Origin of the sequence: Streptomyces colwelliae (genome assembly GCF_048158785.1) — a bacterium.
In the GTDB taxonomy this organism is placed as follows: domain Bacteria; phylum Actinomycetota; class Actinomycetes; order Streptomycetales; family Streptomycetaceae; genus Streptomyces.
Map to the genome: position 1 here is coordinate 1 of NZ_JBLTJC010000306.1, position 12,723 is coordinate 12,723.

The 12,723-nt window shown below is 71.0% G+C and carries 14 protein-coding genes; 3 read left to right on the forward strand and 11 right to left on the reverse strand.

Annotated features, from left to right (window positions below; genetic code table 11):
• Positions 1-1,543 (forward strand): carboxylesterase/lipase family protein (locus ACNFOC_RS40515; RefSeq protein ID WP_416964019.1); only part of this gene is annotated, 1,543 nt, incomplete at its 5' end.
• 13 nt (positions 1,544-1,556) lie between these two features.
• On the opposite strand, the gene ACNFOC_RS40520 is transcribed toward ACNFOC_RS40515, so the two are convergent.
• From ACNFOC_RS40520 to ACNFOC_RS40550, 7 genes are all read right to left on the reverse strand, one after another.
• Positions 1,557-2,753, reverse strand: a complete 1,197-nt coding sequence (locus ACNFOC_RS40520) for an FtsX-like permease family protein (protein WP_416964020.1) — start codon at positions 2,751-2,753, stop codon at positions 1,557-1,559.
• Positions 2,750-3,463: an ABC transporter ATP-binding protein gene (locus ACNFOC_RS40525; protein WP_416964021.1), complete on the reverse strand. Its 714-nt coding sequence runs from the start codon at positions 3,461-3,463 to the stop codon at positions 2,750-2,752. The genes ACNFOC_RS40520 and ACNFOC_RS40525 overlap by 4 nt, the downstream gene beginning before the upstream one ends.
• 45 nt (positions 3,464-3,508) lie before the next feature.
• Positions 3,509-5,188, reverse strand: coding sequence for a hypothetical protein (locus ACNFOC_RS40530; RefSeq protein WP_416964022.1), 1,680 nt, complete (start codon positions 5,186-5,188; stop codon positions 3,509-3,511).
• Positions 5,189-5,193: 5 nt separating this feature from the next.
• The gene (locus ACNFOC_RS40535; protein ID WP_416964023.1) at positions 5,194-5,658 is read right to left on the reverse strand and encodes a hypothetical protein; all 465 of its coding nucleotides are present in this window, start codon (positions 5,656-5,658) and stop codon (positions 5,194-5,196) included.
• Positions 5,659-5,911: 253 nt separating this feature from the next.
• Positions 5,912-6,526 (reverse strand): NADPH-dependent FMN reductase, encoded by a 615-nt coding sequence (locus ACNFOC_RS40540; protein ID WP_416964024.1) that lies wholly within the window; start codon positions 6,524-6,526, stop codon positions 5,912-5,914.
• 22 nt (positions 6,527-6,548) lie between these two features.
• The gene (locus tag ACNFOC_RS40545; protein ID WP_416964031.1) at positions 6,549-6,995 is read right to left on the reverse strand and encodes an NUDIX domain-containing protein; all 447 of its coding nucleotides are present in this window, start codon (positions 6,993-6,995) and stop codon (positions 6,549-6,551) included.
• Between the two features lie 252 nt (positions 6,996-7,247).
• Entirely contained in the window at positions 7,248-7,949 is a 702-nt protein-coding gene (locus ACNFOC_RS40550; RefSeq protein ID WP_416964025.1) for an NAD(P)-dependent oxidoreductase, read from the reverse strand.
• A gap of 110 nt (positions 7,950-8,059) precedes the next feature.
• Between ACNFOC_RS40550 and ACNFOC_RS40555 the strand changes: the two genes are divergently transcribed.
• Positions 8,060-8,770, forward strand: a complete 711-nt coding sequence (locus tag ACNFOC_RS40555) for a TetR/AcrR family transcriptional regulator (protein WP_416964026.1) — start codon at positions 8,060-8,062, stop codon at positions 8,768-8,770.
• Positions 8,771-8,820: 50 nt separating this feature from the next.
• Here the strand turns inward: ACNFOC_RS40555 and ACNFOC_RS40560 are convergent, their stop codons facing one another.
• Entirely contained in the window at positions 8,821-9,540 is a 720-nt protein-coding gene (locus ACNFOC_RS40560; protein WP_416964027.1) for a leucine-rich repeat domain-containing protein, read from the reverse strand.
• Positions 9,541-9,590: 50 nt separating this feature from the next.
• On the opposite strand from ACNFOC_RS40560, the gene ACNFOC_RS40565 reads away from it, so the two are divergent.
• On the forward strand, positions 9,591-10,082 hold the full coding sequence (locus tag ACNFOC_RS40565; protein WP_416964028.1) for a hypothetical protein: 492 nt from the start codon (positions 9,591-9,593) through the stop codon (positions 10,080-10,082).
• Between the two features lie 97 nt (positions 10,083-10,179).
• Here ACNFOC_RS40565 and ACNFOC_RS40570 read toward each other — a convergent pair whose 3' ends face one another.
• From ACNFOC_RS40570 to ACNFOC_RS40580, 3 genes are all read right to left on the reverse strand, one after another.
• On the reverse strand, positions 10,180-11,442 hold the full coding sequence (locus ACNFOC_RS40570; protein ID WP_416964029.1) for a serine hydrolase domain-containing protein: 1,263 nt from the start codon (positions 11,440-11,442) through the stop codon (positions 10,180-10,182).
• A 189-nt stretch (positions 11,443-11,631) separates the two neighbouring features.
• The gene (locus tag ACNFOC_RS40575) at positions 11,632-12,330 is read right to left on the reverse strand and encodes a response regulator (protein ID WP_416964030.1); all 699 of its coding nucleotides are present in this window, start codon (positions 12,328-12,330) and stop codon (positions 11,632-11,634) included.
• 4 nt (positions 12,331-12,334) lie between these two features.
• Positions 12,335-12,723, reverse strand: a 389-nt coding sequence (locus ACNFOC_RS40580) for an ATP-binding protein (RefSeq protein WP_521986295.1), incomplete at its 5' end; no start/stop codon positions are given.

A 12,723-nucleotide genomic window follows, 5' to 3' on the forward strand; every position in this document is an offset into this window, starting at 1 on the left:
GGTGAGAACCCGGTCCGGCCTGGTCACCGGCGTCCCCGCCGCCCTCCCCGGCGTCACCGTCTACAAGGGCATCCCCTACGCCGCCTCCACGGCCGGCGAGAACCGCTGGCGCGCCCCGCGACCCCCCGCCTCCTGGCAGGGCGTCCGCAAGGCCGACACCTGGGGCGCCGCCTGCCCCCAGCCGGTCACGGGCATCGCCGCCGACAAGGTGCCCCCGCTGAGCGAGGACTGCCTGAACCTCAACATCTGGACAGGGGCGGGCAGTTCACCCGCCAAGCGCGACCTCCGCCCGGTCTTCGTCTGGATCTACGGCGGCCGCAACAGCGCCATGTGGGCCTCGCAGCCGGTGTACGACGGGGCGAACCTGGCGGCCAAGGGCGCGGTGGTGGTGACGTACAACCACCGGGTGGGCGCCTTCGGCAACCTCGCGCATCCGGCGCTGAGTTCGGAGGGCGGGCACGGTGGTTCCGGGAACTGGGGTGTGCAGGACACGGTGGCGGCGCTGAAGTGGATCCGCCGCAACATCGCCGCGTTCGGGGGCGATCCGGAACGGGTGACGCTGGCGGGCTGGTCGCACGGCTCGTCCTTCGTGAACATCCTGATGATCTCGAAGCTGGCACGGGGCCTGTTCCACCGGGCGGTCCTCTCGGCGGGCGTGCAGTACACCAAGGACCCGGCGCTGGGTCATGTGGCGGGCGGCTACGCCCAGTTGGCGGCGGCGGAGGCCAACGGAACGGCGTTCGCGACGTACATGGGCGCGTCCACGTTGTCGGACCTGCGCGCGCTGACGGCCGACGAGATCGTGACCAAGGTGTACGCGCAGGGCGCCCCGGCGGCGGGCACGAGCTTCGGCAACGTACTGGACGGCTACGTCCTGCCGAAGACATACACGGCCGCGATGACGTCACGTACCGAGTACGACATCCCGGTCCTCACCGGCAACAACAAGGACGAGAACGGCGCTTCACCGACGCTGACGATGACGGTCACGGCGTACGAGACGTACGCGGCGACGACGTTCGGGGACAGGGCGGCCGAGTTCCTGTCTCTCTACCCCGCCACCACGGACACGGAAGCGGCGACGCAGTACAACAACTACGCGCGGGACGAGGAACGGGTCTCCACGTTCCTCTGGGGCAACCAGTTCAAGGTCACGGCCGGCAACCGCAGCCCGGTCTACACCTACTGGTGGACCCACGTCCCCCCGGGCCACGACACCACCAACCCGATCGAACCGGCCGACGGCGCGGGCGCCTACCACGGCGCCGAGAAGTACTACTTCTTCGGCAACCTGTACGGCACGGACCGCCCCTGGACGACGGCGGACCACGCGATCGCGGACCGCACGTCGTCGTACGTCGCGAACTTCGCGGCAACGGGCAACCCGAACGGCCACGGCCTGCCGACGTGGCCGGCGTTGCGCACGTCGAAGCCGGTGTCCATGGAACTGGGCGATCACTTCGCGCCGTTGGCTGCGGCGGACAGTGAGGGCAAGTATGCGTTTTTGAAGGGGTATTTGGAGGGGCAGGTGACGGAGTACTGAGCGCCGAGTTGCGTCAACTGTGCGCCCTTGCGGTGAGATAGGGGTCCCGACGGAGGACTTCTCGGCTACCGAAAAGGGTGCCGACGGCCAGGCCGGCAGCGGGCAGCAGCAGCGCCGCTCCGGCCCAGGCCGGGCCGGGCAGGGCGTCCATGACGGTGATGGGCAGGCCGAGCACATCGCTGAGCGGGCCGGCCAGCGACGCGGACAGCACCGTGCCGGCGACCGCGCCGAGCACCCCCGCCACCCCGCCGGACAGCACGGCTTCGCCGAGCAGGATCCGGCGCAGTTCGGGCCGTCCGGAACCGAGGATCCGCAGGACGGCGAACTGGCCGATCCGTGCCCGTGCGCTGTCCGCCGCCCGCACGGCACCGAGCGCGAGGGCGCCGAGCGCCAGGACCAGCACGCCGATGCGCATCGCGAGATCCGCCGCGCCGAACAGACCGGGCAGGTCGCGGACCCGGTCGGAGACCGCCGAGGCCGAAAACCCCTTGTTCTGGAGGGACTTGGTGACCGCGGCCACCTGCCGCTGGTGCTCGACCACCACGACGGCGGACTGCGCGCCCTCCCGGCTCCGGAAGGCTCCCGCCGGCCGGCCGGCGCGGGCTGCGGCCAGCAACGCGGCGGTGTCCTGTGAGAGATAGGCGACGCCGGGTCCGTCCGCCTGCCAACTCGGGTCGTACAGGGCGACGATCCTCAACTTGACGACGGCGCTGGTGCCGGACGCGGAGCCCGTCGCCCTGGTGTACCCGAAGGAGACGGACCGGCCGAGGAGGGGCGCGAAGTCGGTTCCCTGCGCGACGGCGGGCAGCACGACCTCGTCCGGGCCGAGCGGCGCGGAGACCTTCCCTTTGACGACCGGCAGATCGTCGCCCGGTGTCAGGGTGTGGCTCGCCAGGTCGTACGTCCCGTTCTCCTCGGCGTACAGCACGGAGGAGTAGTCGGCGACGACCTGCCGAACTCCCTTCACCCGCCCGGCTTCCCGCAGTGCCGAGGTGGTGAGCGGGCGGACCGAGGCATCGCCCTCGAACGAGGAGAGTTCGATCTGCGTGAGTCCGCCGGAGCCCAGTACGTCCCGCTCGACGGCGGCGGCGGCACCGGCCGCGACCCCGGCGGACGTGGTCAGCAACGCGGCCAGGACCGTGAGGGTGGGCAGCGCCCGGCGGAGCGAACGCCCGTCGCGCTTCCAGGTGTAGAGACTCCAGCGGCTCATCCCAGCATCTCCCTGCGGTCACTTCCCTGACGGAGGTTCGCGTCCCGAACGTGCGACAGCACACCGTCGTCGAGCACATAGCGCTGATCGCAGGCCTCGGCGACCGCGGAGGCGTGCGTGACGAGCAGTACGGCCGCGCCCCGTCCGGCGCACGAACGCAGGGAATCCATCACGGAGTCGGCGTTCTTCGGGTCAAGTCCCGAGGTCGGCTCGTCGGCGAGGACGAGCAGGGGTTCCTTCACGGCCGCCCGGGCCACCGCGATGCGTTGCCGCTGGCCGCCGGAGAGTTCGGTGACCGGGGAGTCGGCCAGGTGCTCCATGCCGAGGTCGCCGAGCAGCGCCCGGGCCGTCGCACGGTGCCGGGACAGCCGTGGTCCGAAGGCGGCGGCGACGTTCTCCCAGGCGTTGAGGAACGTGAGCAGCCCGAGATCCTGAAGCACGATGCCGATCGAGCGCAGGCGCAGCGCGTCCCGGTCGGCAGGTGACAGTGCCCCGGTGTCCGTGCCGGCGATGTGGAGGGAGCCCGCGGCCGGCGACAGGATGAGCCCGAGGAGCGCGAGCAGGGTGCTCTTGCCCGAGCCGGACGGTCCCTCCACGGCGGCCATCGTTCCCGCCCGAAGGGTGAGATCCGCCCGGCTGAGACCACCACCGGCCGCGTATCTGAAGGCCAGGCCTTCGCCCAGGACGATCGGCGGGGAGGCGGTGTTCATACGGCGGGTGCCCTTCTACGGTGGGAAAGCGGGGCGGGTACGGGCTCAGGCGAGAAGGTAGTACGCGGCTCTCGTGGCGTCGGCCGAGGCGGCACCGCCGGGCGAGTCGGCGTACAGGTCGGGGAACTCGGCGTCGCGGTAGGGCTCCAGCAGTGCCGGAAGCTCGTTCCAGAAGCTCTGCGCGATGCTCCGGTCGGCGGCGAGCGCCGCCTGGACCGCGTCGGAGGCGGCCCCCAACTCCCCTTCGCGCAGGGCGTTCCGGGCCTGCGCGACGAGGTCGGTCCCCTCCGTGAGCCGCCGCGCCTGGGTCGTACACCCCGCGTCGGCGAGCACCACCACGACGCGCAGGGAAGGGGCGGGAAGAGCGTCGCCCTCGTGCGCGAGCGACTCGACGGAGGTGCGCGGACACCCCAGTCCGAACTCGGCACGCGCGGCCGTGGCGCCGTACCAACTGTGCTGGTTCTCCGTGGTCAGACGTGCCGGCACCGCGCGTTCGGCCGCCGCCCGGGCACCCTTGCCGGCCTGCGGTCCGCAGCCCAAGGACAACCGGTGGCACGTCATGGCGAGCAGCACCCGGTCGGACGGATCGAGCCCGGGATCCGAGCCCAGTCGCCTCAGCGCCTTCTTCAACCAACCCGGTGCGCGCTGCTGCCCGCCGCTGGCGGTCAGGGCCCGCGCGATGTTGTACGTGGCGGTCAGCGTGCCGAGTTGGGTCGGGGACTTGGCCACGAGGCCGTCGGACCGGACGGCCACGGGTGGCGCGGGCAGCGGCAGGGACGAGGTGCTGGACGCGCCGAGGGCGAGCGCCCGCCGGACCAGCCACCGTGTCTGTGTGTCGGGGTCGTGCAGCGCGGGCAGCAGGCAGGCACGCGTCTGCCGCGTCAACTGCCGTCGCAGCAGGGCCGATGCGGCCCGTTGGATGGGTTCGGGTCCGGCGCAGTCGGTCCTCCGGAGATCGGCGCCGGCGTGCCGGAGGACGCGTGTGGCGTGGGCCCGCACCCCGACGGCCCGCAGCGCCTCGACGGCGTACAACGCCGGTACCGGCAGGTCCACTTGAGCGGTGTCGGCCGCGAGGCGGGTCAGCGTGGCGGGGGACACCTGGTCGTCGCGGCCCAGGCAGGCCACGGTCTGAAGGAAGGCGGCGCGGGTGGCGAGCGAGGTCGTGGCGTCGTCCTCGGGATCCGGCGCCCGCAGATAGCCGAGCGCCTCGCGCTCGGCCCGCGCGCGGAGCCCCGCCCGTTCCAGGACGTCGGCCGCGTCGGTGGCACCGGAGGTTCCGGGGGCGCCGGAAGCTCGGCGGGCGTCGGAGCCTTGGGAGGTTTCGGAGGCGGACAGCGACAGGCACACGTACTGCGCCCGCCAGGCAGGGGTGTCGAGCATGTCGGTGCGGGCGAGCTGTGCCAGGGCGGCCGGACGAATCTCGGGGACGGGTTCGCCGCCGGTCCGCTGCCCGGTGGGGAGCGTGGCCTCCAGGCGCCCGTACGCGGTCGGATACAGCGCGGGATCACGTCCGACCTCGGCACGGGTGGCACGTACGAGATCGTTCGCTCCGCGCAGAGCGTCGAGTTGTACGGCCAGACCGGTGCCGGGCCGGTCGGGCCGCTCCACCGGCCCACCGCCGAACATCGAGACGCCCAGGGCGGCCACCCCGGCGATCGCCGCCGCCGCGGTGACCACGACACGGCTGCGAGGCCCGGTGCGCCTCGGCTGGAGGCTGTGCTCCACGGTGCTCAGTCGTTCGCGCAGGCCGAGGCGAACGCCTTGACGCCGGACTTGAAGGCGCCGCCGTCGGAACAGGTGGTGATACTCGTGTTGAGCGAACCCCCGGGGTCGGCGATGCCGCTGACATCGGCGATCCAGGTGTTCTGATTGGTCCAGCTGACCTGGCGCGTGCTCTCACTCACCTGCGTACCACTGGGACTCAACGCGAGCGTGGCCTGCCACCCGTTGGCCTTCACGGTCGCCGTGTTGCTGATCTTGCTGACCTTGTACTTCGCGTTGCCCTTCTTCGTCTTGGTGGACGTCTTGAAGGAGCACTTGTCGGCGTAGGCGTTGCACTGCCAGGCGGTGACCTCGACCTTCGCACCGGTGCCGGGCAGGGGCGTCGATCCGGAGTCCGAGATGGCCATGGTCGGCGCGGCGGTCGCCGCCGTCAGCAGCGCGACGAGGCCTGTGGTCAGCAGGATCTTCTTCACCCGGTTCTCCCCGTTTTCGTCCCCAACTGGGCGTCGAACTGTATATGTTGCGGGAATATCCACGAGTGACCGAAAAGCACCGCCAAGCGGGCGTGAGATGTCCCGGTTCCACCGAACGAGACGCCCATCGATGCGGTGGGCCAGGCGTCCACCACGAGACCCTGAGACCGGTTTCAGCCACCCCGAAGACGACCTGGTTCACACCTGTGGGTTAAGGAAGGCGGATGCCCGCTGACCTCAGCGCGCTCACGAATCAGTGGTCGGGTGAGGAATCGCGGCGGCGAGGAGTCACCCCTGCTCGTCGCCCCTGCCCGCTCACCGGACGCCGGGCACCGGACGCCGCCAACAGCCCCAGCACCTCGCCGAGTTGCCGTCGCACCCCCGCATCGGCGATGAGCCCGTCCGCGCCGCGCATCCCCCGGTCCACCGGGATCTTCACGCAGGCCGCCTCCACGATGTCGGCGCCGGTGTAACCGAGGACGGCCCGCAACGTGGCCTCCGCACCCCCACCCCGCCCCGGTGCCGCCGCGTTGACCCAGGCCACCGGCTTGTCGGAGATCTCGGTGCCACCGACCGTCCAGTCCAGCAGGTTCTTGAACGAGCCCGGCAGGGTGCCCGCGTACTCCGGGGTGCAGATCAGGATCCCGGCCGCCCGGTCGATCACCGCCCGCAGTCCGGCCACGGGCGCGGGCAACGGGTCGGTGTCGTCATCGGGGTTGAAGTGCGGAAGCCCGGCGAGACCGTCGTACAGTACGGCGCCCACCCGCACGTCCGGCGCCACGGCACAAGCAGTGCGCAGCACGGCCTCGTTGGAGGAGTCGGCCCGCAGACTCCCCGACAGCAACAGGATCACCGGTGACGTGGACATCCGCACAAGCTACTCCCGGCACTCACGCCCACCCGTGCAGGGACACCTGCGGTTCGACACCGTCGAGGTACTGCCGAAGGGCCAGCCCGTTGCCTCTCACGAACTCCTCCGGCAGGGCGTCGACTTCGACCCACCGGACCTGCGCGTGCTTAAGGGGCTCACGGTTCTCGGCCTCGCCGGACCACTCGTCGGCGGCGAAGACGACCGTGAGGAACCCGCCCGGCGCCTCGACCCCGAGGGCGGCATGGACGACATGCACGACCTTCAGCGAGGCCGCGTCCACGACGATGCCGGTCTCCTCGTACAGCTCGCGCACGGCGGTCTCGGTGACGGGCTCACCGGGTTCGTTCTTGCCTACGGGGAGGTCCCACATCCCTCGCCCGAACTTGGCGTGATCGCCGCGCTGGAGGACGAGGACGCGACGGGCGGCCTTGTCGTGGACGATGACGGCGGCGACCAGGACGGTCATGGAGGAGAAGGCGGGCTGGAGGGCGTCGAGTTGATCGCCGGTCGTCGGCTGGGCCACGGTGCGCGGGTCCCTTCGGGTGGCACGGCTTCAGGTCATCGGCGGCGACCGGTCCGGCGCGGACCTCGTCCGCATCGACCGTCTTCCGCACATGCTCAGGCAACGTACAACGCCCGGCCGGGCGGGTTCCGCGAAATCGCCGGTCACTGACCGGCTTTCAACTCCCGCACCTGCGAAGCCTGTTCAGCAACCAGTTCAGTAACCAATGGTGAAGCGGCGCTGGACGAAACGAGGCAGTTCCGCCTCGTCGACGAGTGCTACGGCCGCGTCCTCCATGGAGATGCGGCTGCGCCCGTCCGCGTCGAGGACGGGCTGATCGGTGCCGATCCGGAACCGGCCCGTGCGCTCACCAGGGGTGATGTCCTCCGCGGGACTGAGGTAGGTCCACAGCCGATTGGACGTGCGCAGGACGTTCAGGGCGTCGCGGTGCCCGCGTACCGCGGCGGCGTACTCCCTCGGCAGGCCGATCGCGTCGAGCGTCTCGTGCAGGAGGTCGTCACTGTCCGCCCGTACGACGCCCGGCTCGATCTCCAGGCTGCCGGCGCCGCCGATGACGATCAGTCGGGTACGGGGACGGCTCTCCAACGCCTTCAGCAGGATCCGTGCGGCGGTGGCGTACACGGTGGGATCGGCGATCGAGCGGGCCACCGTGTCGGCGATGTCCTTGGCGGCGTTGCCGGGCTGGAATCCGCTGATCAGCACGTCGAGTCCGGGGAGGGCGACGGAGACACTGTCGGCATCGAGGACGTCGACGCTCTTCCAGACGACGTTCGCCCTGCTCTCCTCGATCCGCGAGGCGTCACGGCTGAAGGCCGAGACGTGATGCCCCCGGCCGAGGGCTTCGACGACGACACGACTGCCGATGCCACCCGTGGCTCCGATGACTCCGATGTGCATGGCTCTCCCCTGTGGCTGCGCGGGCCGCGACCCTTCACGGCATGCGGAGACTATACGGCGTGAAGTAAACGCACGGCACATAGCATGGTGACGCTGTAGAGTCTCCGGCTGTGGGAACGACCAGAGGACGCCGCGAGCGGCTGCGGGCCGAGACGACCGCCGAAATCAAGGAGGTCGCCCTCGAGTTGATGGCCTCGGGCGGCCCCGACGCGATCACCCTGCGGGCCATCGCCCGCGAGATGGGCATGACCGCCAACGCCATCTACGGATACTTCGCCACGCGCGACGACCTGGTCACGACACTGATCAACGACGTGTACACCGCGCTGGCCGACACCGTGGACTCCGCGTGGGAGAGCGCACCCGCCCAGGACCCGGCCGCCCGTATCGAGGCGTGGGCCCGCGCGTTCCGCGGCTGGGCCCTGGCCCGTCCCGAAGGTTTCCGCCTCATCTACGGCGACCCCGTCCCCGGCTACCGCTCCCCCGTGGGCGGCGCCGCCCCGGACGCCGCCCGCCGCGTCTGCACCGGCATCACCGCGCTGGCCGCAGCGGCCTGGCCACACACCGAACACCGCTACACGGACAGCGACTTCACCTGGTCCGACTTCGACACCGGCCTCCTCGACAAGGTCCGACCGGCCTTCCCCGACCTGCCCCCGGCCGCCGTGGCACTCGCCCTGCGCATCTGGAGCCGCCTGCACGGCCTGGTCTCACTGGAGATCTACGGCCACCTCCAGACCCAGACACTCAGCCCGGACAAACTCTTCCGCGAAGAACTGGCCCAGCTCATCCGGACCTTGGACATCGCCCCGGACAAGTAGAGGTACACACGGCGTGCACCTGCGCGGGGGAGGGCCGGGCAACTCACTTCTCACAGGAGGACGACACACCCTCGCCGCTCCAACTCGGCCAGCAGCGAGGAGGAGGGATCACAGTCGTTCCACCGCAGGTCCAGCTTCTCCAGGGACGGCATGCCCAACACCCAGTCCGGCAGCAGGGTGAGGCGGTTGCTCCGCAGGTCGAGCTGACGCAGGAGGGGCAACTCGGCCAGCGCTGGCGGGAGTTCGGCGAGGGCGTTCTCCCGTAGATCCAGGTGACGCAGTTCGCGGAGGCCGGCCACGGACGACGGCAGGCGGGCGATCTCGTTGCCCCGGAGCCAGAGTTCGCGCAGGTTACGGAGTTCCCCGATGCTGTCGGGCAGCGTGGTCAGCCGGTTGTGCTGCGCCCGGAGTTCGATGAGACCGGCCATGCGGCCGACGGCCCCGGGCAGGGCGGTGAGGGTGTTCTCGCCGACGTTGAGATAGCGCAGCCGGGTCAAGTTCCCGAGCGCGTCCGGGAGTTCGGACAGGTCGTTGTCGTGCAGGTAGAGGCAGCCGTCGAGGTCGGCCAGGTCGCCGAGGTCGTCGGGCACCGACGTGAGGTGGTTGTGACCGAGGTCCAGGGTGGTCAGGCTGTGCAGTCGTCCGGTCCCGGGCGGGAGGTCGGTGAGTGCGTTGTCCGCGAGGATGAGGACCTGGAGTTCGGTGCGTTGCCAGACCGACTCGGGTACTTTTCCCAGCTGTTGGCGCCATAGGTTCAGTACGTGGGGCACGACTTGCTCGCCTTTCTCGACAGCGCGGCGGACGAAGGGAACACGCGACCGTGACGACCCTCGCCGTGACCGGCCACATCGACCTGACCGAGGACAGCATCCCGCTGATCCGCACCGCACTGGCCGACCTGCTCACGCGGTACGCCGACGATGGCCAACTCATCGGCGTCTCCTGCCTCGCCGAGGGCGCCGACTCCCTCTTCGCCGAGGCCGTCCTCGCCGCCGGCGGCCGCCTGATCGCCGTAATCCCTTCCCAGGACTATCGCCGACACAAGGTCAAGCCCGACCAGGCCCGCCTCTTCGACCACTTCGTCGACACGGCCGAGGAAGTACTCGTACTCCCCCACAGAACGGCCAACCGCCAGGCCTACGAAGCCGCCAACACCGTCCTCCTCCAACGCGCCGACCGCCTCGTCGCCGTATGGAACGGCGAACCCCCCACCGGCAAGGGCGGCAGCACCGCCGACACCGTCCTGGAAGCACGGGCGGCCGGCATTCCCGTGGACGTCGTATGGCCGGACGGCGCCGCTCGGCGGGGCTAAGGGCATCGCCCGCGCTGCACGGCGTTCGAGCGCGGCCTCGGCGCCGGCCGGGCCCCGCACATGACACCGGCCGTGTGGACGCGGAATCCCCGGTGGTTCAGCCCCCCGAACCCCCGTCGGCCGGGGCTCCCGTGATGGCCTGCGTCTCCTGCCCGATCATCTCCTCCAGCGGCACGCCGTCGCGGTTGCTGAGGATGACACCGACCCAGCCGGTGTCCGGGTAGATGTCCCAGTTGGCGCCGACGCCGGGGTTGCCGCCGGCGCGCTGGTACATCCACTGGCCGTCGACGATGGAGACCGGAATCCCGTACGCCCCGAACGACGCCGGTCCATGGGGGACCTTGGCGGCGGTGAGCACGTCGGCCCAGGGCCGGTCCAGCACCGTGCCGTCGCCCAGCGCGTGCGCGAACCGGACCAGATCCGGCGCGGTGGCGAAACCGCCGTCCCCGGGCGCGTCGATGAAGGCGCGGCCTGGATTCTTGCCGAGGACGTTCGGGTCCGGGCTGCTTCTGTCCAGGTTGCGGACGGCGTCCACCACGCTGCCGTCGGCCAGCTCCATGTACGGGTGCGCGATGTGCTCGTCGGTGAGCCACTGGGGCCTCGTGCGGAAACCCGAGCCGGTCATGCCGCAGCGCGCGAAGATGTTCTCCTGCGCGTAGTCCCAGTACGTCCTGCCGGTCACGGCCTCCACGATCAGCGCGGAAAGGGTGACCTCCGCCTCCTCATGGTCGGTGTCGGGAACGCCCGGGACGCCCACGAGTCTCGCCTGCCGGGCCCGCTGCTCGTAGTACGCGTGCACCTCGTCCCGGCTCCGGAAGACCCGCCGCACGTCCTCGTCCGGGACGTCCAGCCCGGAGGTGCCGGACAGCAGGTGGTGGATGGTCACGCGCTCGGCGATCTCCTTGGCTAGGCCCTTCAGATGGGTCCCCACCGGGTCCGACAGCTTCACCTCGCCCTGCTGCGCCAACTGCAGCACGGCCACCGCTCCGAACGGCTTCCCCGCCGAACTGAGGCTGAACGCGACGCCCTCGTGGTTGGCGATCCCCTTCTCCTCGTCGGCCATCCCGTAGCTGCGGGACAACACCGTCCGGCCCCGGTGCGACAGCAGCACCACGCCGGAGAACCTGCCCTCGGCGGCCAGCTTCGCCACATACCGGTCGTAGGCTCCGCCGGGCCGGGTGTCGGGCGGGATCGGGTCGGTCGAGGCGTGGTCGGTCATGGCCTGATCGTTCGAGGCCTGGTCGGCGTAACCGGGCTGGGCGCCCACCAGCGACGCGCCCGCCGCCCCGCCAGCGGCCGCCAGCCCGCTCCACCCGAGCAGCCGCCGCCGGCCGACGCCGCGTACGGAATCCGAGTCCATGCTCACGTCCTTTCCCGTTCCCGATGGACGAACTGACCGTTGACGCACGGTGGTTCGTGCCTCCACTGAAGGCGGGGGACTGTTGCGGCGGCGTATGCGATTTTCGATACGTCCGCGATACGCGTTAACCACCCGGTCAGGACAGGTTCGCCGTGGGGTGCGGTCCACGTATGGATCCGGCCCGCCGGTTCACGGTGTGCCGGATGCCAGGCCGACCCGGTAGGCGAGGACGACTGCCTGGACCCGGTCGCGCAGGGCGAGTTTGGCGAGGATCCGCGAGACATAGGTCTTGACCGTCTCGGGGGTGATGTACAGCTCCGCCGCTATCTCCGCGTTCGACAGCCCCTCGGCCAGCTGCCGGAGCACCTCCAGTTCGCGGGGCGTCAGCGCGCGTACGACGTCCTCTCTGGCCGGGCGGGAGGACTCGGCCGGGCGCAGGTGCTCGGCGTAGTGGCCGATGAGGTGGCGGGTGACGGCGGGCGCCAGCAGGGCCTCGCCGCGGGCGACGGTCCGGATGCCGTTCACCAGCTCCGCGGGCGGCGCGTCCTTGAGGAGGAACCCGCTGGCTCCGGCGCGCAACGCGTCGTAGACATGGGCGTCGACGTTGAACGTGGTGACGACCAGCACCTTCGGCGGTTCCCCTGTGTCGGCGCCGGGGCCGGCCAGTTGCCGGGTCGCCTGGATGCCGTCGAGGAGGGGCATCCGGATGTCCATCACGACCACGTCGGGGCGCAGCCGCCGCGCGGCTTCCACCGCCGCGTGCCCGTTCTCCGCCTCGCCTACGACCTCCATGTCGGGCTGGGCCGAGAAGATGGTGACGTAGCCGGTCCGCACCAGTTCCTGGTCGTCGCAGACGAGCACACGGATCGGTGGCGGCGCGTCGCTCACGGGGTCACTCCTGAACGGGCTCGGGCGCGGGTGCGGGCGCGGGCGCGGGCTGGCGCTGGTGCTGGGGCTGGGGCTGGGACTGGGACTGGGACTGGGACTGGGACGGAATCGTGGCACGGACCTCGAACCCGCCCCCGGGCCGGGGTCCTGCCTCGAGTTCGCCATCGAGCATCCGTACTCGGACACGCAGCCCGGCCAGACCTCGTCCGCCCTCGGGGCCCGGCTCGCGGATGGCCGGCACGGCCGCCGGGGTGGTGACGGGGCCGGGGCCCGACGTCTCGACGAGCAGCCCGAGTTCGAAGGCGCGGGCGCAGATCCGCCCGGCGCGCTCGGGGTCCTTGAACTCGATGCCCCAGACCAGCCCGCGGCCCCGGTACTCCTTGATGTCGGCGA

Coding starts and splice junctions, on each gene's coding strand:
- ACNFOC_RS40520 (WP_416964020.1), bottom strand. CDS start 2,753: ATGAGCCGCTGGAGTCTCTACACCTGGAAGCGCGACGGGCGTTCGCTC.
- ACNFOC_RS40525 (WP_416964021.1), bottom strand. CDS start 3,463: ATGAACACCGCCTCCCCGCCGATCGTCCTGGGCGAAGGCCTGGCCTTC.
- ACNFOC_RS40540 (WP_416964024.1), bottom strand. CDS start 6,526: ATGTCCACGTCACCGGTGATCCTGTTGCTGTCGGGGAGTCTGCGGGCC.
- ACNFOC_RS40545 (WP_416964031.1), bottom strand. CDS start 6,995: ATGACCGTCCTGGTCGCCGCCGTCATCGTCCACGACAAGGCCGCCCGT.
- ACNFOC_RS40550 (WP_416964025.1), bottom strand. CDS start 7,949: ATGCACATCGGAGTCATCGGAGCCACGGGTGGCATCGGCAGTCGTGTC.
- ACNFOC_RS40570 (WP_416964029.1), bottom strand. CDS start 11,442: ATGGACTCGGATTCCGTACGCGGCGTCGGCCGGCGGCGGCTGCTCGGG.